The following is a 19,883-nucleotide window of genomic DNA, read 5'->3' on the forward strand; positions in this document are numbered from 1 at the left end:
CGACGCCTGAAGATTAGGCTCTCACGGGTTGAGGAGACGGGAATATGCGGCTTCGTTTGTTTGTGGCGTTCGTGGCAATCGTTGCGGCCACTCCGGCTGCGATGGCGATGGAGCCCGTCCATTATGTTTGCGCCGACAAAACGGAGCTAACGGCGACGTTTCACATGTCGCCAAGCGCCGCCCATCTTGTGTTCGCCGGTTCGGGCGAGACGATGAACCTGCCGCAAGCACCGTCTGCCGACGGTGGCCGCTATGTGAAGGGCGATACCGAGTTCTGGATCAAAGGCAGGGACGCGACGCTGACGCGCGGCGACAGTAAGACGACCTGCAAGAGCTGACGGTCCGCTCTGCCTGGCCGCGAACCGCGTAGAAGCTTATTGTGGCGACGGTGAGGTCTTGAGTTTTGAAATTCGGATCAGTGTCGAACCGCCGACGCCCGACGTCGTCCGGCACTCGAAACGATCGCCGTTGATGTCGTAGATCGCGTTGTTGTCATCGGAGGCCATGGCGCGCTGCGCGCAAAGGACCGAGCCGCTGCGGATGGCTGATCTGCTGCTCGCCATGACGATAGCGCCCGCGGATGAGACGTGATCGTAGAAGTCGGACGACGGCCATGTCGCGTTCGCTTTCGCCGTCAGCTCGGGTGCTTTGTCGACATCGCTGACGCAGGTCACAGTCAATTCGTCAACGCCATCCGCTTTCAGTGCGACCACGACCGATTGATCCTGGGTATTGCGTTCGGCGACGGCGATTTCGGGGTTTTGGGCGTGGACGTTCGCGGCCAGAGCGTCACACTCATCGGCGCGTGTCGGGGCCGCCCAGGCGATAGCCAAAGCCGCGGTCAAAATCGTCGTTCGCCAAACACTCATTCGTGTCCTCTCAATTCCGCGATGCAGAGACCCTACACATCGTGGCGGAAGTAGTCTGCTAAGCCAAACAGGCGACCAACTTATGGCAGCTGGCTGAACGTCAGAAAACAGCAAACTTCTTAGGCAGTCGCGGCGGCCTGAACAGGCGCGGACGCCGACGACAGGAACGTGTGAAGCGCGGCGACGACCTGTGCGCCTTCACCGACTCCGGCTGCGACGCGCTTGATCGAGCCGGCGCGCACGTCGCCGATGGCAAAGATACCGGGGATGCTAGTCTCCAGAGACGCGCAGTCTTCGCCCGCGCCGACGCCCGTCAAGACGAAGCCTTTGCGGTCGAGCTTGACGCCGGTCTCGGCCAGCCAGCCGGTTTCGGGATCGGCACCGATGAACAGAAAGAGGTGGCGGACGCTACGGCAAACTTCGTCGCCGGACGGAGAGCGCCACGCGATCGTTTCGAGGATGCCATCGTTACCTTCGAGGCGCGTGATTTCCGAATTCGTATGGATATCGACGTTGGGTAGGCCTTTGATCCGGTCAACGAGATATTGCGACATCGAGAGCGAGATATCGCCGCCGCGCGCGAGCAACCAGACTTTTTTGGCGCGGCCTGCGAGGTAGACGATGGCCTGTCCGGCGGAATTTCCGGCGCCGACGAGGACGACCTCCTGCTGCGAGCACAGCTTGCCTTCGATCGGAGACGCCCAGTAGTGGACGCTGCTGCCTTCGAAATCGTGCAGGTTCTCGACGCCGAGGCGGCGATAGCGGACGCCGGTCGCGACAACGACGGTGCGCGTGCGGACGTATTGGCCGTCCGCGAGACGCAGCGTGAAACTGGTGGTGCTGCCGCTGCCATGTGTTTCGAGGCCGACGACCTCCGAGGGAATGGCGAATTCGGCGCCAAACTTCTGCGCCTGATTGAAGGCGCGCGCCATCAAGGCCATGCCGGTTATTCCGGTGGGAAAGCCCAGATAGTTTTCGATGCGCGAGGACGCGCCGGCCTGCCCGCCGAACGAGCGGCAATCGAGAATAAGCACCGACAGTCCTTCGGAGGCGGCATAAACGGCTGCGGCCATGCCCGCCGGTCCCGCACCGACGATCGTTACGTCGTAGAGGCGGTTTTCATCGAGCGGGCCAACGAGGCCAAGGCAGCGGGCGAGCTTCAATTCGGTCGGGTTTTGCAGAAGGTCGCCGCTCGGGCAAAGCACGATTGGAAGTGAGGATGGATCGACGTGGAAGCGCTCGATAAGGCAGCGTGCTTCCGGATCGTTTTCAGGGTCGAGGTCAACATGAGGATGGCCGTTGCGCGACAGGAAGTTCTGCAGGCGGATAACGTCGCTGTTGCCTGCGCGGCCGACGATGACAGGGCCTGCTCCCGTTTCCAGGAGGCCGACGCGACGCAAGATCAGTGCACGCATGATCCGTTCGCCAAGCTCGGCTTCGGCGATGAGAAGGGCGCGCAGTCTCGATGGTGCGATGACGAGCGCTTCGACCGCCGTCGTCGCGACGGCATCAACGAGCGAGGGACGGCCGGACAACTGCGCAAGTTCTCCCATGAACGAGCCCGGTCCGTGCGTGACGATGGGCGTGTCATGCCCCTTCATGTCGCGCTGGGTGACATCGACGCTGCCGCTCAGCACGATGATCACACCGGCGCCGACCTTGCCGACCTGCGCAAGCGCATCGCCTGCGGCAAAGGATTCGATCTCTCCGAAACGGCGTACGCGCTCGATCTCGTATGTTTCGAGATGCGGGAACATCTGCTCGTGCCGATTTGCGGTGAGGGAACGCACGTTGGAGGTCATGGCAACTCGCATTTACGTCGTTATAGGTATTCAATATTCACGACTGCGGTGTTGCGCAACGAAATAGGGCGGATAAAGCCCGGATAAAAGCGCGGCAGGTCATGGAACTGAAACGCCGCCGGCGTCGTTGTCAGTCCCGTTGCGATGTATCTTGGGACAGGGAGATCAGGGTGTCCGATAAAATTCTCGTTTTTTACGGTTCATATCGCAGCGATCGGATGGGCATTCGGCTTGCCAATTTTCTCGTGTCGCGCTTGAAGCAGCGCGGCGCCGATGTCGAATTGATCGATGCGAAAGCCGTGAACCTGCCGATGCTTGACCGGATGTACAAGGAGCACAAGCCCGGCACTGCGCCTGCGGCGCTGGAAGAGCTGGCGCAGAAGATCAAAGCCGCGGACGCATTTTTATTCGTGGTCGGCGAATACAATTGGGGCATGCAGCCGGGCCTCAAAAACCTCACCGATCATTTTCTTGAAGAATGGTTCTGGAGACCGGCGGCGATCGCGAGCTATTCGGCCGGACGCCTGTCGGGCGTTCGTTCGGCGACGGCTTGGCACGGGACGCTTTCGGAAATGGGAATGATCGTCGTTTCCAGTACGCTATCGGTCGGTCCGATCGGGCAGACGCTCGGCCCCGACGGCGAGGCGATGGGTGAAGGTGGCAAAGCCTTGGAAAAGATGTTTCCGCGTTTTGCCGACGATCTTTCCTGGTGGACGGAAGCAGCCAAGGCCCAGCGGGCGAAACGGGCGCCACCTTACTGATATTGTGAAGCTTCGCTTGGTGCGTCTGGCGTTGTTTTTCAGATGGCGCTTTCGTCGGAACTGCCTTATCGGAGGAAAATAGACTGGGGTTGGCCGAGCATTGATGGGCGCGAATTCTTCGAAACTTTTGCGCGTTACATACGTATTCGCAGCGGCCGGCGTGTTGACGCTTGTCGTGCTCGTCGCTGTTTCCTTCTGGCTTTTAGAGAAGACCAGCGCCTCGACGCAGAATGTGATTGTCGCCCGTGAGCAGCTGACAGCGCTGTCGCAGCTGTTGTCGTCAATTCAGGACGCCGAAACCGGTCAGCGTGGGTATCTGTTGACGGGTGAGAGCCGTTATCTGGAGCCCTACAACATCGCGATCAAGAACGTCCCGCAGCGGATGGCGGATGTCCGCGACCAATTCAAAGACCAGCCGCAAGCCAAGGGCAGACTAGATGAGATTGCGGCGGCGACTGCCGCGAAACTTCAGGAGCTTGCATCCACTGTCGAATTGCGGATGGCGGGCAAGTCCAACGAAGCGCTAGCGGTGGTCAACACCGATCGCGGCAAGAACCTCATGGATGACATCCGCAAGCTCGTGGCGGAACAGACCGAGGTGGTCGAAACGGAATTAACCAAGAGCATTCAAAGCCAGCAAGACAACGCCGTTCTTGCTCGATGGTTTACGTTGGGAGCTGGCGTCGTCATCCTGCTGGCGGCTCTTGGTGCCGCCGCGACGATCTTGCGATACACGCGCGCTCTGTTGGCAACTCGCGGCAAGATGGAGCAGCTCAATATGGGGCTTGAGGAGCGCGTTAAGGAAAGGACAGCGGACCTTCAGCGTGCGAACGATGAAATTCAGCGCTTCGCCTATATCGTCAGTCACGACCTGCGAGCGCCGCTCGTGAATGTCATGGGGTATACCTCAGAGCTCGAAGCGGGGCTGGCGACGCTTGCGAGCCTTTGCGAGGACCCCAAGCTCGTTGAACTGGAATCAGGGCCAGCCGCCCGGACCGCGATCCGTGAGGACTTGCCGGAATCGATCGGGTTCATCCGGACATCGACACATAAGATGGACGGGCTGATCAAGGCGATCCTGAAACTGTCGCGGGAAGGGCAGAGAATTCTCCGGCCCGAGACGGTCGACCTGGAAGAATTTTTTGATTCCGCCATCGCAGCTGTGCAGCACCGGGTTACGGAAGCGGACGGCGAGATCGAGGTTTTGCGGCCGATGCCGACGATCGAAACCGACCGTCTGGCTCTTGAACAGGTTTTCGGCAACCTTATTGATAATGCACTGAAATACACTATGCCGGGACGCGCGCCCAAGATCATGATTGAGCAGGTTCCGAGCCGCTGGGGTGCAATCGTCATTGAGGTTCGAGATAACGGTCGCGGCATCGCCGCCGACGATGCTGAACGCGTGTTCGACCTCTTTCGGCGCGCCGGAGCACAGGATAAACAAGGCGAAGGCATCGGCTTGGCGCACGTCAAGACTTTGATCCGCCGCCTCGGGGGTGAGATCACGATGACGTCTGAACTCAAACGAGGCACGACGTTCCGCGTCATGCTGCCTCGTAAACTGCCGGAGAAGCCGAATGCCCAATAGTGAAGGTAAGGCGGTCCAGATCGTCATGATCGAGGACGACGCGGGACACGCGCGCCTCATCGAAAAGAATATTCGGCGCGCAGGCGTCAACAACGACATTATTCCATTTGCGAACGGGACGGATGCGCTGACCTTTCTGTTCGGGCCGAACGGCAGCGGCGAGACGAGTGCGCGCAAGCATCTGCTTGTCCTGCTGGATCTCAACCTTCCGGACATGACGGGTGTCAGTATTCTCGAAAAGATCAAGGCCAACGAGCATACCAAGCGGACACCCGTCGTCGTGTTGACGACAACGGACGATGAACGCGAAATTCAACGTTGCTACGATCTCGGCGCCAACGTCTACATTACGAAGCCCGTCGACTACGAGAACTTCGCGAATGCGATCCGGCAATTGGGGCTTTTCTTCTCTGTTATCCAGGTACCGGAAACCAACTGATCATGCCGCCGAAGGTGCTCTACATCGATGACGATCCGGGCATCGGGCGCTTGGTTCAAAAGACGTTGCAAGCGAATGGTTTCGACGTCGAGCTCGCTTATTCGGGCGATGATGGACTAAATCTCGTTCGTGCCAAGCCGTACGATATCGTAGCGCTCGATCATCACATGCCCGGCATGGTCGGGCTGCAGGTGCTGAAGGAAATTCGTGCGCTCCCTAATCCGCCGCCAGTGGTCTACGTGACCGGATCGGAAGACAGCCGCGTTGCCGTCGCAGCGCTCAAGGCGGGAGCGATCGACTACGTCTGGAAGGATGTGCAAGGACATTTCCGAGAGCTGTTGATGCAGGCCGTCCAGACATCGTTGGAGCAGGAGCGGCTGCGGCGAGACATGGAAGCGGCCGAAACGGAAATCCGCTTGGCGCGCGACAGGGCTGAACTGCTGCTGAAAGAGGTCAATCATCGCGTTGCCAATTCGCTGGCTATCGTCGCCGGTCTTTTGGCGCTGCAGCGGCATTCGCTCAGTGATCCCGGTGCACAGGATCTGCTCGATCAAATGAGCGCGCGGATCATAGCGATCGCGGGGGTGCACCGCAGACTTTACACCTCGCAGGATGTGACGTCGGTGGATCTTAAGGAATATCTCACCAGCCTAATCGAAGATTTGAAGCGGGCTATGGGCGATGCCGGTCACAACCATCCCGTCCATCTCAATTGCGTGCCATTGTCCATCCCCACCGATAAGGCGGTTTCGGTCGGCATCGTCGTCACCGAGCTCGTTACGAACGCCTATAAGTATGCCTATCCTGATCGGGCCGACGGGGAAATTCGTGTCGATGTCACTCTGAGAGAGGGCCAAGTCGTTCTCACAGTCGAGGACGATGGTGTCGGTCTCGACAAAACGCAGATGGCGGGCGGCACGCGTCTGGGCACACGCGTCATGACGTCGATGACGTCGAGCATTGGCGGCAAGCTGGCCTTCAGCGGTGGAGACAGCGGCACGCGGGCCATGCTGACATTTCCGGTTTGAAGCTCGAGCGGCGTCCAGGTTTTGCAGAAAGCAGTTCGCGTCGCTAACGGCGAACGTATTGCACCGGCAGTTTCGGCGCGTGCGGCAGATCCGGGAACGAGGCGACAAATCCGAATTCACGAATGTCGAACGGATGACACGGCGCCGACAGAAAAATCACCGGCACGCCGAGAGCCTGCACAGCTGTACAAAACGCCGTCGTCTGTTTGTCGATATCGAATTCGACGAGTACGGCGTCGATGTGTTTGCGCTCGATCATTTCTAGCGCGGGAGAAAATCTGCTGAAGACGTGAGCTGTGTCGCCGGACTTGGCGACGATGTCTCTCAGTTCGAGACCGCATGAGCGAGTCCGGTCGACGACAACAAACGATTTGGAAGCCATTACGGTTCTCCTATCGCTTCATCAAACGTCAGTCTCGAACGTCAATCCTGAATTATCGGCGCGAAGATTTCGGATTGGTACGGCGAACCTCGGCGGGCTCAGCTCGATCCTGTTCGGAAATCTGCAAACCGAGATACAGCAGGTAGCAAAACACGATCGGAGGCGCGGCGACCGACAGCAGCAACAAAAAATCATAAACGATGGCGAGCATGCCGCCTCCTTTCTCCGCGAATTAAGCGCCAACCGGAGAAATAAGTTCCCGTTTACGAATGTCAGCGCTGCAGGGCAGCTATGCGCCGGGATGGCCGGACATCGCTCCCTGCCGGATCAATTCTGAGCGCCGAAGCCTAGCCGTTCCAACGCGCTCTCGCCGAGCCTGCGGTCGTCGCCGCCGCTTTGCACCAGTCGATCGAGGTGCCGAACGGTACGCGTCAGATTGCGCCGCATCGTCTGCTGGAAGAAGATTTTGCTCACCTCTTCGTCGCCGAGGTCGAGTATGAGCCGGGCTTCGGACCTGGCTTCCATGAGATCGCTTTCCGGCATCATTACGCTCACTCCGCGTTTTGATTACGCTACCGCCAGGCCCCAGTTTATAGCGGATTTCATCCGCAATGGGTCCCCCGCCGTTCAAAAATTATCTCGGGGCGAGTATCACAACTGTCATAATTTGAGAGGAAGCTGAACAGCCGAATGGCGTGGTTGCGCTGCGGGTTTTCTGCTGGCCGACGATCAGGGTCCGTCTGTGTCGGCCATCGAGGCGCTGTCATCGCCGTCGAGTGATCTTGTGTTATAAAGCGGAGGTAGACCGAGCACGGAGCGGACCGGCGCAAACGAGCGACGATGAATGGGCGAGGCGCCGAGCTTTTTTAACGCCGTGAGGTGTTCGCGGACCGGATAGCCTTTGTGGGTCTTGAGGCCGTAGCCGGGATATTCACCGTCGAGGTCGTGCATTTTGGCGTCGCGCGAGGTCTTGGCGATGATCGAGGCTGCCGCGATCGTCAAGCTTTTGCAGTCGCCGCGCACGATCGCCTGCTGCGGGATCGCCAAGTCTTTGATCCGCCGCGCATCGAGCAAAATATGATCGGGTGGCTTGGCCAAGCCTTCGACGGCGCGGCGCATTGCCAGGATACCGGCCCAGTAGATGTTCAGGCTGTCGATTTCATGCACTTCGGCCCAGCCGACGGCCCACGTCACTGCAACGTTCTTTATTTCGATGGCAAGACGCTCGCGCGAGACGGCGTCAAGCTTTTTGGAGTCATCGACGCCGGGAATGCGGGTGTCGGGTTCGAAGATGACGGCTGCCGCACACACCGGTCCGGCCAGCGGGCTCATACCGGCTTCGTCCACGCCCGCCACCAGAAGCACGCCTGACGACCACAAATCGGTTTCGAAGCGCAGCAAATTGCGCAGCCGCTGGCCTTCCGAGCGATTATCAAAGCGGCGCTTTTCGATGGCTGAGAGAATGGCTCTGGCGCCAGCGCGCGGATCACGCCGCAGCGCGGCTTCGAGCGCCTTATCGAGGGGCCGGCCTTCGCGCACATGGCGAAGGGTAAGTTCTGACAAATTGAGTTTCACTGGGCACGCGTAGAGGTCTTGTTCGGCAAGACCGTGGCACGGGCGCTCCGCGTGCGTCAACTTTCCACTCGGTTCAGTTTCAACGCGGCCGGATTACAGGCGGGACGTCAGGTTCCTCAGGCGGCTGATCCGGCGGCGGGGGCGAACTGGGCTCGGGAAGCGGCTCGGGTTCACTTGGCTCGATATTGGGATCAAAGTCGGGATCGGTCGCGGGATCATGCGGATTGCCGGGACGTCCCATCCCATGGTGGGCCACGTTCACTTGGCTTTTGCCTTCTTGAAATATTGAACTTCGCGTTCGCGCTGCTTGGCGCCGTCCTTGGTCTTATAGGTGCCGAGGTTCTTGCCTTTCTTGGAAACCAGGCGATATCCGGCCTTCACTTTTCTGATCGTCATTTTTTTCCTCCGCTCGGATAGGAACGGTTTTCAAAAACATATTTACGCGCGCCGCTTACGTTCTGGGGCGCGGGTTTCGTCCGTGAGTTTCTGGCGCGCCTTGGTGTGGTCTTCGTTGGCGACGGCGGACCGCTCGCGCTTCGTCGGCGTTTCTGTTTGACGCGGTTGCTGCGTCGCGTCGTCATCAGCACGGGTTCCCGGCGTTTTGTCCATCGTTTAGTTCCTGTCAGTGCTTGTTGTAATGCAAGTCGCTCCGACATTCGTTGGTTCAAAAGGGAACCAATCTCCCTCATCCGGCGTCGTTGTGCCGATGGACAAACCGATATCTTCTCGATCCGATCTTCCGACCCATGGCGCAGCCGTTTTGCCGAGCGTAACGGTCGACAGCTACAACATTGAAGTTCGTGACGGCGATGGCTTCATCGGCGACAAAGCGAGCAAAAGCGCGTTCTGGGAAATCGTCGAAAAATGGCGCAAGCCTCTGAAAGACGCGGGCGAGGATCCCTTCGGAAACAAGAGCACGGACAAGCTCAAGAAGGATGACCTTGTCGCGGAACTCGAGGAAGGCGATCCGGAGGCGGCTGGTCTCGTTCAGAGCGCCGTCGAAGAGTTTTCTCAGCAGTTTGCGAAAGTCATTCGCCGCTTTCTGCAAACCCAGGAGTGGCGGGACACGGAAGCCCTCGTCGTCGGCGGCGGCTTTAGCGGCAGCCGGATCGGCGAGCTTGTGGCCGGTCGGACCGGGCTGCTGCTGAAAGCCGAGAATATCGCTGTCGACATCGAGATGATCCACAACGATCCGGACGATGCCGGCCTCATCGGGGCAGCGCATCTGCTGCCGGCGTGGATGCTCAAAGGGCACGACACGATGTTGGCGGTCGATATTGGCGGCACTAACATTCGCGCCGGGACCGTGCAACTCAACCTCAAGAAATCTTCTGATCTCATGAAGGGCAAAGTGGCAGGCTCGGAGATCTGGTGTCACGCGGATGCGGAAACCAATCGGACCGAGGCGGTTGCCCATCTCGTCAAAATGCTCGAAGGGCAAATTCGCTGGAACGAGAAAGAGAAGTTTGCGCTGGCGCCGGTGATCGGGATCGGCTGCCCCGGAATTATCCGCGAGGATGGCTCGATCGACCGCGGCGGCCAGAACCTTCCGGGGAATTGGGAGGCTCGCGGCTTCCATCTTCCGAGCGCCATCAAGGCAGCGATCCCCGAGATCGGCGGATCGGAGACGATGGTGGTCATGCACAACGATGCGGTGGTGCAGGGCCTCAGCGAGCTGCCGCGCATGCAGGACCGGCAGCGCTGGGCGGTTTTGACAATCGGCACCGGGCTCGGCAATGCGCGCTTTACAAATCGCGACGTGAAGAAGGATTGATAACGGCGGCAAAAATTTTTGGCGTTGGCCGCCGCGTCAGTTTCCGCGGTTACAGGCTTTTTAGGATTTCTCTGGCAGATACGATCTGCCGTCCGCGCTTGTCTTCACAAACAACAGGCCTGGTGGCCGGGCACCTCTTTAAGCGATCATAACTTTAGAGGTGCCCGTCATATTTTTCGTGCTCGACGTTCCACAAGTGGCGTCAGAATTTCCAGGATAGGTTGCCTTTGACGCCGTGGTCCTGGATGTCATCGCCGATCTCGCCGCTGTAGGAGAGGCCGACGGTGAGATCTGGCGAGAAATTGACGTCGAGGCCGGCGCCCAGCATCAACGTATCGCGCGCAATCGGCACACCGTCGATCGAGAACGGTGAGCCGCCGGAGAAGGCGAGCGTCTGGCTTGTGTCGACGTCGTCGAGCGCATGCCGCCAACCGACCATGCCGTGTGTCGTCAAGATCGTGCCGCTCTGCATGATGACGTTGGTTGCTGCGCGGAGGCCGAGTGTCGTCGTCGGCAGGTCCTGGTTGTCGCCGAAGCCCTTGAGGGCCGCGTCGCTGCCAGCTTCACGGAAATCGTCGGTGTTGAGGTTGACGTAGGCGATGCCGGCGAACGGCTCGAAATCTACGCCTCCCAAACCGATGTGATAGCCAAGTTCGCCGAAGACTTGCGCCGTGCCGGCGGTTTGATTGCTCCGCGCTTCGTCGGTCGTTCCGCCAAGATCGAAGCGGCGCTTGGTGTCGAGATCGGCCCAGGTGTAGCCCGCACCCCAACGCATGCCGAGCGCACCCCAGCGGCCGCCGCCATAGAGGGCGAGGTGGGCATCATCGCGCTCTTGCGAAGAGTTGCGGCCGTCGTCATCGAGAGAGGCGTGGCTGTAGCCAGCGGCGATGCCGATGCTGCCGAAGCTTCCGGCTTTGGTATCGACGCCGACGAAGACACCGCCAATGGTGCGGTCGACACCTGCGGCGTTGCTATCGCCGCTATACGTGCCTTGCGAGCCGAATGCTTGTCCCCAGAGGCCGCCGCGGGGTTTGTCTTCCAGATCGTTTCTGACACGGTCCATCACGGCGTCGCGTAGGAAGCGGCTGTCTTCGAGCATGATGCCGTTTGCGGAGGCGTAGATTTCGCCGGACAGGCTGTTGAAGGCCCTGCGGGCTGCCTCTTCGCTGGTGGCGTTCGCGACGGAATTCAAAACGGCGCTAGTCGCGCCGAGGCTGTCGATCGCAGCGGCAACCTTATGTTGGTTCGAGGTGATGGCAACCGATTGGAACGTCACGTTGCTGCGCGTAACGTCGAGATAAATGTTGTTGGCGTCGGAGGCGAGCGCGAAGTCGATGAAGGGCATCGAGTCCGTCGCGCTCGTGTAGCCGCCCGTAATGCCGTTCTGTGCTGTCAGGATCGTGTATTGCGTTCCGAGCTTGTACTGGCCCGAAGCGGGCTTCACGATGACGGAGCCAGCGAGCGTCGCGGCGCCATCGACGGTGATGAGATCGGATTTACCGGTGCTGTCGAGTTCGACTTCGTAAGTCGAACCGGCTTGCTGCTGATAATCGCCCGTGAAGGTCAACGTGCCGATCGAATGGCCAGGCGCGATGGTGCCGAAGATCGACGCCGACCCGATGGTGCCGTTGCCGGCAAGGATCGTTCCGGCCTTCGTGGTCAAGTCGGCGTCGAGCGTGCCATCGACGCTGAGCTTGCCCGATTCAAGTGTCGCGCCGTTGCTGTAGCTTTGCGTGCCAGTCAGCGTCCAGTCGCCTTTGACGTCAAGGATTTCGAAGTTGACGCCGCCCGCAAAGGTGCCGGTGCCATCGAGATCGACCGTGTCGGTTCCGGCGCCGCCATCGACAAGGCCGATGAACTTGCCGCCCGTATTGACGATCAGCGTATCGTCGCCGCCGCCGAGATCGACCGCCTCGCCGTTCGCGCCCTCGATCAGGCCGGCGTTCTGAATGGTATCGTTTTGCGTGCCGATGATGCGGATGCCGAAGCCGTCTTCGCCGCGGATGGTGCCGAGGTTGGTGATCTGGGTCGCGTACGGGGCATCCCCCGCGTTGCTGTCATCGATCAGAATAGCGTTGTCCTTGCCGCTGATGACGGCATTGGCCGAGCCGTTGATGATGGTGCCACCGCCCGCCGCGATGCCTTCGCTGGTGTTCGGCGAGCCGTCTTTTTCACCTTTTGCGCCCGTGCCCTGGATTGTGCCGTAGTTGGTGATGTTGGCTTTAAAGTCGATATCGACGCCGTCGCCATCGCCGTTCTCTGAGACGTTGTCGATGGTGCCGGTGATGGTGCCGTAGTTCAGGACCGTGCCGTTGCCGTCGGAGCCGACGCCGGAGCCGTTGCGGCCAGTGATGCTGGCGCCGGCTTCGTTGTAGACGTTCACGTCAACGTCGCTGGTGATGCCGTGGCGCGCACCTGAGATGACGCCGCCCGCGTAGTTATTGACCGTGCCGGCGTGGTCTTGAAAATCGATACCGTCCTTGGAGTCATCCGGCGCGGCAGCGTTCGAGATGATCTTGCCCCAGTTGTTGACTGTGCCGTTTCCGCCGGCCCGGATGGCGTCGGCATCCTGGGTGCTAATTACACCGGTCGCATAATTGCTGATCGTGGCGCCATTGGTCGAAATCGAGTCGAGATCAATCGCCTGCCCGGTTTGCGAGGTGATGGTTCCCGCGTTGTTGATCGTTACTTTTCCGTCTGTGACGTCTGTATCGATACGGATGCCGTCATCGAAGGTGTCGACGGTGGCGCCCGTTTCGTTGTTGAAGGTGAACGTCCGAATTGTGCTGCTGCCGCTCGTGTCGATGCCTCGGTTGCCGGATTTGATGGTTCCGAAGTTGTCGATCACGATCCCCGGCGCGGCTGAATCATCCTTCAGCTTGATCGCAGTTGCGGAAACGTCGAGGGTTCCTCCACCCTGAATGGTGAGTATGTCCTGGTTTTTGAGTGTCTGAGCGGTTGTGTTCGTATCGCCGCTGTTGACGACGATATCGGCAGCATGGACAGAAGGCGCAGGAAGATAGGAAACGAGAACAGCAACAAGCGCGATGTGTGCCGCGCTACTCAACAGACGAGACATTTCGAGTGACCCCCAACGAACTTTACCGAGGGGCGTTTAGGAGCCGGGGATTACAGTTCGACGACAGAATCGGAGACGCCGGAACAGATGATGCGTTTGGGCAACCAGAGTGCTGACGAATATTGTGCGGGCGGCGTGCGCTGGTCCCGGCTGCCGGTCGCGCTTTTGGCGTTGATCGCTGCATGCGTCGGCGGTTGTTCGGGGCAGGGAGCCAACATGGCGACGCTGCAGTCTCCCACCAGCACGCCGCCGACGGATGTGGCAGTACGGTCGGCTCCGGTCGTTCCTGGACGGCGTGCCCGCGTTTTCATTTTTGCGGGCCTTGGCGACAAGTGCGAGCAGTTGGCCGCACCCGAGATCGCGATTACGCAGCCGCCGGCCAAGGGCGATCTGGCTTTCGTTCCCGGCCAACAGACGACGATTGAATATTCGGCAAAAGGGACCTGCATCGGAAAGACTGCGATAGGTACAGGCATTTACTACACGGCGCGGGATGGCACGGACGGCACGGACAGTTTCGCCGTTACGGCAAAGCTTGCCAGCGGGGAGACGGTCAGCCGGTCGTTCCGGGTGACGATCGCGCCATAAGCCGGGGCGCTTGAGAATGTCTTAAGCGTTTCTTTAACTTCGGTACGGCACAGTCTTTTCCAATTCGTTCAGTTCTGGAGCCTGCCGTTATGCGTAGCTCGTCGCGGTCGATCGGATTCGCCGCTCTCCTTTCCGTGCTCGTTGTCCTGCCGGTGTCGGTGGCTTTCGCGGAAAGCGCCGATGTCGATAATTCAACGGCGGACGGCGATCAGTTCGATCCTGCAGGGCCGGATTCTTACGTGCCGAAGCCCGGCAATCTCAACAGCGTGCCTGAAGACGGCGCGAGCTTCCGCTCGCAGCCCGGAACCGACAGCCCGCTCGTCAAGCAGATCCTGGCCGCGCGCCCGAACGAAGATCTGGTGATCTGCATTGCGGGTTGCTACGCGGGACGCAATCGCGTGGTCTATGCGCAGCCCTCATCAAGCGCTTTGCGCGGCAGCCTGTCATCGACCATGACGCCGGCGGACCCGCAGAAGTCGGGCAGCGTTGCGGGGGCGCGCCGCGCGGCGGCTATTGATCCCACGTCGCTGGCGATCATCAACGGGACGAACTGAACGCTTCGGCGCAAGGCGCCATTGGCATCTACGGGTGGGCTTTGTTCATGCCCGCGTTCTGCCTGAATTCGTTCATCTTTATTCATTCTCGCGATGTCGGCAGCAAACGGCGACGGATCGCGAAGATAGTTGCGTTTTTATCTCCGATGGCCGGGCAACGATCCCCCTAAATGCCTTCCCCGGCCCTAAGGAGATGTCCATGAAGACTTTATCGCGTGGCACCTGGATTGCGATTGCCGCTGTCGCAGCAGTCCCTGCAACCGTTGCTATCGCCAAGACGGCCGACCATGCCGGATGGCGCATGATGTCGCCTGAGACCCGGTCACGTCTTGAGGACGGCCGCCTGGCGATGGTGAAGACGGCGCTGCAACTCACGCCGGATCAGGAAAAGCTCTGGGCGCCGGTTGAAACGCAGGTTCGCGACGCGTTCAAGGCGCGCGAAGCCCGTATCGAGAAATGGCAGAAGAAGCGCGAAGAGTGGAAAGCCGAGCACGCCAAGGGCGGCAAGGATGAAGCCGAACACAAGCGTCCCGATCTCGCCACCCGCTTCGAAATGATGAGCAAGCGGATGGGTGAACGCGCTGACCGCATGAAGGCGTTCTCGACGGCCTTCTCGCCGTTCTATGCATCGCTGTCGGATGAGCAGAAAGAAGTCCTTCGTCCGTTGGTCCGTGAACTGAGCCCCGGCTTCGGTCATGGCCCGCGCGGTCACCGCTTCGCCGAAGGCTGGGGTCCGGGCGGTCGCGATCATGGCTGGTTCGGTCATGGCCCGCACATGGGTCCCGGTATGATGGGCCCCGGCTCGCATGATGGTCCGCAGATGCAGGACAACGACGATAATGACGGCGGACCGGAGCAGGCTCCTGCCGAGCCCGACAAGAAGGGCTAAGGCGTCGTAACCTTTTCTCTGCTTTTACTCCCTTCGTTTCGACTTTGGCCGGGCCATAAAAAAAAGCCCGGCCATTTTTATGGCCGGGCTCGATACTGTTTCGATCAGTGAGCTATCGCACCGTGCGAACGCTCAGCGGGCCGGACGGGCGCGGTTGCGATCGTCGTCGCGGCGCTTCATGAACTTCGGTGCGCCGCCGTCATTGCCCCACGACCGGCCGCTCTCGCCGTTGCGTTGCGGTTTTTTCGTTCCGTGACCGGCCTCGCGATTGCCACCATTCGCTTCGTTGCGGTGGCGGCCTTCGACATGGCGCGGTCCGTGGCGATGATCGTGACCGTTCTCGCCACGGTGATCGGCGCGGAGTTCGCCGCGGTGATCTTTCGGGCGATGATGGTCGCTCGGCTTGTGTTCGCGACGCTCTGCGTTAGCAGAATGGCCGTTGCTGCCATGCGAACGTGCGTTCAGCTGATCGCGGTCACGCGGACGGCTATCGTCCCGATGGCGCTGCGGGCGTTCTTGACGTTCCGGACGAGCCGAGCGCTCTTGGCGATCCGAGCGATCCTGACGATCGGCGCGTGCGGGCCGCTCCGGACGTTCGTGGTGAGCAGGACGCTCTGAACGTTCCGGACGCGCTGGGCGTTCGCGATCGGTGACGCCGAACACTGCGGGGCGTTCGGGGCGGCCTTCACGGCCTTCGCTCTGGTAGGCGGGCCGGTCACGCCCGCGGTCGCGATTGCCGCGATGGGCTTGGCGTTCCCCGCGCGGTGCGCCGTCGCGATGACGATGCTCGCCGCCACGATTGCCTTCACGGCGCGAGCCTTCACCGTCGTTCGTCTGATGATTGCGCGGCAGCGGCGGCAGGACTTCGCCACCGACATCGTCGACGACGTCGAGCGGCTGCTTCATCATCCGCTCGATGGCGCGGACTTCCTGGCGTTCCGACGGATCGCACAGCGAAATGGCGACGCCGTTGGTGCCTTTGCGGGCGGTACGGCCGACGCGATGAACGTACGTCTCGGGATCGAGCGGCATGTCGAAGTTAATGACATGCGTGATGTTCGAAACGTCGATGCCGCGCGCGGCAATGTCGGTCGCAACGAGCACACGAATGTGGCCCATCGTGAAGTCATTGAGGGCGCGTTGACGAGCATTCTGCGCCTTGTTGCCGTGGAAGGCTGCCGAGCTGATGCCAGCCATGCCGAGGCGGCTTGCAACACGATCCGCACCGCGCTTCGTGCGCGTGAAGACGATGACGCGCGAAGCGGCCTCGTCGTTCAGGATGGTGTGCAAGCGGCTCTGCTTCTCGGGCGTCTTAACGATCATGATCTTCTGATCGATGCGATCGACGACGATCTTCTTTGAAGAGAGATCGATGCGATAGGGATCGTGAAGAATATCGTAGGCGAACTTCTTGATCTCATCGGGCATCGTCGCGGAGAAGAGCGCGGTACGGCGCTTCTGCGGGATGAGCGAAACGATCTTCTTGATGTCGCGGACGAAGCCCATATCGAACATGCGGTCGGCTTCGTCGATGACGAGCGTCTGCACGCCGGAGAGATCACAGCTTCGCATATTGACGTGGTCGAGCAGGCGGCCCGGCGTCGCCACAAGGATGTGAACGCCCCGTTTCAGCGCGTTGATCTGCGGTCCTTTGCTGACGCCACCGAGGACGACGGCGCGGCGCAGGTTCATGTTGCGCGAGAGCTTGGCGACTTCCTGGTCGATCTGGACCGCAAGTTCACGCGTTGGCGCAAGGATCAGCGCCGAGACCTGCTTCCATTGCGGGTCGGACGGGTTTGCTGCGAACTTGTTCAGAAGCGGCAGAAGGAATGTTGCGGTCTTGCCCGATCCCGTCTCGGCCATGCCGAGCAGGTCGCGGCCTTCGAGCTGCGGCGGAAGCGCCTGCACCTGAATCGGTGTGGGCGTCGTGTATCCGCACTGCGTCAGAGCACGCGCAAGAGGTTCAGCAAAGCCGAATGCCTCAAAAGTTTCAGTGGTCAAAGTGAAAAAGTCCCAAGGGCTTCGAGCCCCGCGCACACATCTGGTGCCGGAGGTTCGTCCCATGGCCCACACCGGCGCTTTCGGGGTGCGGCCTTGTCTATAAGGATTGATCTCAATGCAGGGTCGAGCGCGGTGATTGAACCGCTTTCAAGTGGCACGAGGACCCGAGCGCCATCGGAGAGCAATGCGTGAGCTAGTGACGATGTTCGGCTGTGAAGTCAAGCGCGATCGTTAATTAACGCTCGACTGTGTCGCCACGACGCGGAAAAATCCAGGCGGATTGAAACGGTAAGGAGGTTCACCATGATCACACCGCGACAAGTCGCTCTGACGCTTGCAGCGGCAGCGATTGGGTTTGCCGGAGCGGCGGCTCTGGCGGCCACCGGCACTAAGCGCGCATTTACGATTGCGGCGATCGAGCCGAAGGGCGGCACGCTGGTCTCGAAAGAACCGTTCCCGACGACGCCGTTGCCGGAGGGTGGCGGGTACGAACTGAAGCAGCCGAATTCAGACGGGCGCTGGGAAGTTTCGGCGTACCTCTGGAGCACGCCGCAAATCCACGTCAAAGCCGGAGACGAGGTGACGCTGTCGTTCGTCGGCCTCAACGGGGCGAGCCATCCGACGACGATCGAGGGCTACGACAAGTCGTTCACCCTGAAACGCGGCGAAGTGCAGAACGTCAGCTTCGTCGCGGACAAACCCGGCGTCTATCGCATCATCTGCTCGAAGCATCAGCCGACGATGGTGAGCGAACTCATCGTTGACGAGAACAGCTAAGGCGCGGCCTGCGCGGCATCGCCGAGTTCGGTGATGGCGCGGCGCATGGCTTCCATCACGCCGGGCTCGGTCATGGAATGCCCGGCGTGGTCGATGATTTCCAGGCGGGCGGCGGGCCAGACGGACGCTAGCGCGTGAGCTTTTTTTGGCGGACAGAGAAGGTCGTAACGACCTTGAACGATGACGCCCGGAATGTCGCGCAGGCGATGGGCGTTGGCCAGCAACTCGCCGGGCTGCAGAAAAAAGCTGTTCGCGATGTAGTGTGCTTCGACGATCGGCGTCGGCGGCAGGCGGGCGCCATCGGCGACCGTTTCGGGAATGACGGCGTGTTTTGGCTGGAGTTCCGAGAGGGCGCGCTCGTAGGCGTTCCAGGCGTGCGCGGCGCGCGTTCTTTCAGCGCCGTCGGGGCCGGTTAGGCGTTTGACGTAAGCGGTCAGCGGGTTGGCCCGCTCCTCCGGCGGAAGACGGTTACAATAGGCTTCGAATAGTTCGGGGCGGAAAATCTGCGGCCCATCGACGAAGGCCCAGCGAACTTCTTCGTCGGTGCCGAGAAACAGCGCCCGCAGTACGAGAGCCGTTACGCGTTCCGGGTGCCGTTCGGCATAGGCGAGCGCCAGCGTCGATCCCCAAGAACCGCCGACGAGCATCCAGCGGTCGATGGCAAAATGGGCGCGGACAGCTTCGAGATCGGCAACGATATGGGCTGTCGTGTTGGCCTTGCAGGAGAGGTAGGGGTGGCTGCGGCCTGCGCCGCGCTGGTCGATCAGGAAGACATGATCGCGGGCAGGATCGAACAGCGTGCGATGCAGCACTTGGGAACCGCTGCCAGGGCCGCCATGCAGGAATACGATCGGCCGCCCGCCTTTCCGGCCAACTTCCTCGACGTAAATCCAATGGCCATCGCCGACGTCCAGCATGCGGGCATCGAAGGGGCGAAAGGATTCCGGGAGGGTCTTCATGCCTCCTGCTGAGCATGCTTTTTCTTAAACGACAAGTTCCGCCGGTAGGAATGCTGCAACCAATTGGTGAGGAGGGGCTGGACGGCCTTCACATGTCTGTCATCACTCTAGCGGCGGTTGACTTCAGATTTGATGAATTTGCGGCGGCGGAAGCGGCGTTCGTGTCGGCGGATCGCGGTCTGGTGAACGCCCAGTTTGGTGTTTACGGCAATTGACGATTTTCCAAACGATGCCTACCTGCACCCGGCTGCAACATTCGACACGGTGCGCTATATTTCGCGGGGCGGCCGGTTTCAACGGAGTATTGGAATGATCCAGAGCCACCTTTTAAAAGCGCGCCGCGCTTCGGTATTTGCCGTGACGCTCGCTGGTGCGTTAGGGCTCGGTATGGTTGGCGCCGAAGCGCGCGCCGAATCTGCGATGCTGGTTGGGACGTGGGCCGGAAACGGCAACATCAATTTCTCGTCGGGCACGAAAGAGAAAGCGCGGTGCCGTGCGCATTTTGCAAAGACCGGCGCGCGCAGCTACCGGATGTCGGCAACCTGCGCGACGTCGTCTGCCAGAGTCGATCAGACGGCGGAGCTGACGAAGTACGGTGCCAACAGATACGTCGGTAGCTTCTTTAATCAGCAATACAATACCGGCGGCTCGATCAAGATCACGGTCTCGGGGCGCACGGGCGATGTTAGTCTTGCGGGCGAAGCGGGCACCGCTTTCTTTCGGCTCAGGAAGTACTAGGCTTTTTCTTCGATACATTGTTCGCCATGGCTAACGCTTTCGGTCGGCCATGGCTTTTTTTGTGTTGAAGGCCGGCG

At 60.4% G+C, this 19,883-nt stretch carries 23 protein-coding genes; 12 read left to right on the forward strand and 11 right to left on the reverse strand.

What is annotated here, in order from left to right; translation table 11 throughout:
* Positions 1-44: 44 nt before the first annotated feature.
* Entirely contained in the window at positions 45-338 is a 294-nt protein-coding gene (locus HYPMC_RS03915; protein ID WP_013946493.1) for an MliC family protein, read from the forward strand.
* Between the two features lie 36 nt (positions 339-374).
* On the opposite strand, the gene HYPMC_RS03920 is transcribed toward HYPMC_RS03915, so the two are convergent.
* Together HYPMC_RS03920 and HYPMC_RS03925 are read right to left on the reverse strand one after the other, a co-directional pair.
* Positions 375-869: a hypothetical protein gene (locus tag HYPMC_RS03920; RefSeq protein WP_013946494.1), complete on the reverse strand. Its 495-nt coding sequence runs from the start codon at positions 867-869 to the stop codon at positions 375-377.
* Positions 870-988: 119 nt separating this feature from the next.
* Positions 989-2,671, reverse strand: a complete 1,683-nt coding sequence (locus HYPMC_RS03925) for an FAD-dependent oxidoreductase (RefSeq protein WP_013946495.1) — start codon at positions 2,669-2,671, stop codon at positions 989-991.
* Positions 2,672-2,841: 170 nt separating this feature from the next.
* On the opposite strand from HYPMC_RS03925, the gene HYPMC_RS03930 reads away from it, so the two are divergent.
* From HYPMC_RS03930 to HYPMC_RS03945, 4 genes are all read left to right on the forward strand, one after another.
* Complete coding sequence (locus HYPMC_RS03930; RefSeq protein WP_013946496.1) at positions 2,842-3,432, forward strand: NADPH-dependent FMN reductase; 591 nt, start codon at positions 2,842-2,844, stop codon at positions 3,430-3,432.
* A gap of 103 nt (positions 3,433-3,535) precedes the next feature.
* The gene (locus HYPMC_RS03935; protein WP_013946497.1) at positions 3,536-5,023 is read left to right on the forward strand and encodes a CHASE3 domain-containing protein; all 1,488 of its coding nucleotides are present in this window, start codon (positions 3,536-3,538) and stop codon (positions 5,021-5,023) included.
* Complete coding sequence (locus tag HYPMC_RS03940; protein ID WP_013946498.1) at positions 5,013-5,462, forward strand: response regulator; 450 nt, start codon at positions 5,013-5,015, stop codon at positions 5,460-5,462. The genes HYPMC_RS03935 and HYPMC_RS03940 overlap by 11 nt, the downstream gene beginning before the upstream one ends.
* A gap of 2 nt (positions 5,463-5,464) precedes the next feature.
* On the forward strand, positions 5,465-6,490 hold the full coding sequence (locus HYPMC_RS03945) for a response regulator (RefSeq protein WP_013946499.1): 1,026 nt from the start codon (positions 5,465-5,467) through the stop codon (positions 6,488-6,490).
* A 43-nt stretch (positions 6,491-6,533) separates the two neighbouring features.
* Here HYPMC_RS03945 and HYPMC_RS03950 read toward each other — a convergent pair whose 3' ends face one another.
* From HYPMC_RS03950 to HYPMC_RS24095, 6 genes are all read right to left on the reverse strand, one after another.
* A complete protein-coding gene (locus HYPMC_RS03950) occupies positions 6,534-6,872 on the reverse strand; it encodes a hypothetical protein (protein WP_013946500.1) in 339 nt (112 codons plus the stop codon).
* Positions 6,873-6,924: 52 nt separating this feature from the next.
* Positions 6,925-7,083 (reverse strand): hypothetical protein, encoded by a 159-nt coding sequence (locus HYPMC_RS24090; RefSeq protein ID WP_013946501.1) that lies wholly within the window; start codon positions 7,081-7,083, stop codon positions 6,925-6,927.
* 116 nt (positions 7,084-7,199) lie between these two features.
* The gene (locus HYPMC_RS03955) at positions 7,200-7,418 is read right to left on the reverse strand and encodes a hypothetical protein (protein ID WP_041299706.1); all 219 of its coding nucleotides are present in this window, start codon (positions 7,416-7,418) and stop codon (positions 7,200-7,202) included.
* A gap of 183 nt (positions 7,419-7,601) precedes the next feature.
* On the reverse strand, positions 7,602-8,435 hold the full coding sequence (locus tag HYPMC_RS03960; protein ID WP_041300687.1) for a ribonuclease HII: 834 nt from the start codon (positions 8,433-8,435) through the stop codon (positions 7,602-7,604).
* Between the two features lie 270 nt (positions 8,436-8,705).
* The gene (locus HYPMC_RS24445) at positions 8,706-8,843 is read right to left on the reverse strand and encodes a hypothetical protein (RefSeq protein ID WP_013946504.1); all 138 of its coding nucleotides are present in this window, start codon (positions 8,841-8,843) and stop codon (positions 8,706-8,708) included.
* A gap of 42 nt (positions 8,844-8,885) precedes the next feature.
* Entirely contained in the window at positions 8,886-9,056 is a 171-nt protein-coding gene (locus HYPMC_RS24095; protein ID WP_157135392.1) for a hypothetical protein, read from the reverse strand.
* Positions 9,057-9,153: 97 nt separating this feature from the next.
* Between HYPMC_RS24095 and HYPMC_RS03965 the strand changes: the two genes are divergently transcribed.
* Positions 9,154-10,221, forward strand: a complete 1,068-nt coding sequence (locus HYPMC_RS03965; protein WP_041300688.1) for an ROK family protein — start codon at positions 9,154-9,156, stop codon at positions 10,219-10,221.
* 202 nt (positions 10,222-10,423) lie between these two features.
* Here HYPMC_RS03965 and HYPMC_RS03970 read toward each other — a convergent pair whose 3' ends face one another.
* Positions 10,424-13,300: an autotransporter domain-containing protein gene (locus tag HYPMC_RS03970; protein WP_013946506.1), complete on the reverse strand. Its 2,877-nt coding sequence runs from the start codon at positions 13,298-13,300 to the stop codon at positions 10,424-10,426.
* A gap of 87 nt (positions 13,301-13,387) precedes the next feature.
* Between HYPMC_RS03970 and HYPMC_RS03975 the strand changes: the two genes are divergently transcribed.
* The 3 genes from HYPMC_RS03975 (at position 13,388) to HYPMC_RS03985 (ending at position 15,331) form a co-directional block, all read left to right on the forward strand.
* Positions 13,388-13,888, forward strand: a complete 501-nt coding sequence (locus HYPMC_RS03975) for a hypothetical protein (RefSeq protein WP_013946507.1) — start codon at positions 13,388-13,390, stop codon at positions 13,886-13,888.
* Positions 13,889-13,977: 89 nt separating this feature from the next.
* Positions 13,978-14,442, forward strand: coding sequence for a hypothetical protein (locus HYPMC_RS03980; protein ID WP_013946508.1), 465 nt, complete (start codon positions 13,978-13,980; stop codon positions 14,440-14,442).
* Positions 14,443-14,641: 199 nt separating this feature from the next.
* Positions 14,642-15,331 carry a Spy/CpxP family protein refolding chaperone gene (locus HYPMC_RS03985; RefSeq protein WP_013946509.1) on the forward strand — a complete coding sequence of 230 codons (690 nt, stop codon included), beginning with the start codon at positions 14,642-14,644 and terminating at the stop codon, positions 15,329-15,331.
* A 132-nt stretch (positions 15,332-15,463) separates the two neighbouring features.
* On the opposite strand, the gene HYPMC_RS03990 is transcribed toward HYPMC_RS03985, so the two are convergent.
* On the reverse strand, positions 15,464-17,332 hold the full coding sequence (locus HYPMC_RS03990; RefSeq protein ID WP_013946510.1) for a DEAD/DEAH box helicase: 1,869 nt from the start codon (positions 17,330-17,332) through the stop codon (positions 15,464-15,466).
* Between the two features lie 303 nt (positions 17,333-17,635).
* Between HYPMC_RS03990 and HYPMC_RS03995 the strand changes: the two genes are divergently transcribed.
* On the forward strand, positions 17,636-18,109 hold the full coding sequence (locus HYPMC_RS03995; protein ID WP_013946512.1) for a cupredoxin domain-containing protein: 474 nt from the start codon (positions 17,636-17,638) through the stop codon (positions 18,107-18,109).
* On the opposite strand, the gene pip is transcribed toward HYPMC_RS03995, so the two are convergent.
* Entirely contained in the window at positions 18,106-19,068 is a 963-nt protein-coding gene (pip, locus tag HYPMC_RS04000) for a prolyl aminopeptidase (RefSeq protein ID WP_013946513.1), read from the reverse strand. The genes HYPMC_RS03995 and pip overlap by 4 nt on opposite strands.
* Positions 19,069-19,118: 50 nt before the next feature.
* Between pip and HYPMC_RS24100 the strand changes: the two genes are divergently transcribed.
* Positions 19,119-19,283, forward strand: coding sequence for a hypothetical protein (locus tag HYPMC_RS24100; protein ID WP_157135393.1), 165 nt, complete (start codon positions 19,119-19,121; stop codon positions 19,281-19,283).
* 94 nt (positions 19,284-19,377) lie between these two features.
* On the forward strand, positions 19,378-19,806 hold the full coding sequence (locus HYPMC_RS04005) for a hypothetical protein (protein WP_024275452.1): 429 nt from the start codon (positions 19,378-19,380) through the stop codon (positions 19,804-19,806).
* The last annotated feature ends 77 nt before the right edge of the window (positions 19,807-19,883 follow it).

The sequence above is a fragment of the Hyphomicrobium sp. MC1 genome, assembly GCF_000253295.1.
Classification (GTDB): domain Bacteria; phylum Pseudomonadota; class Alphaproteobacteria; order Rhizobiales; family Hyphomicrobiaceae; genus Hyphomicrobium_B.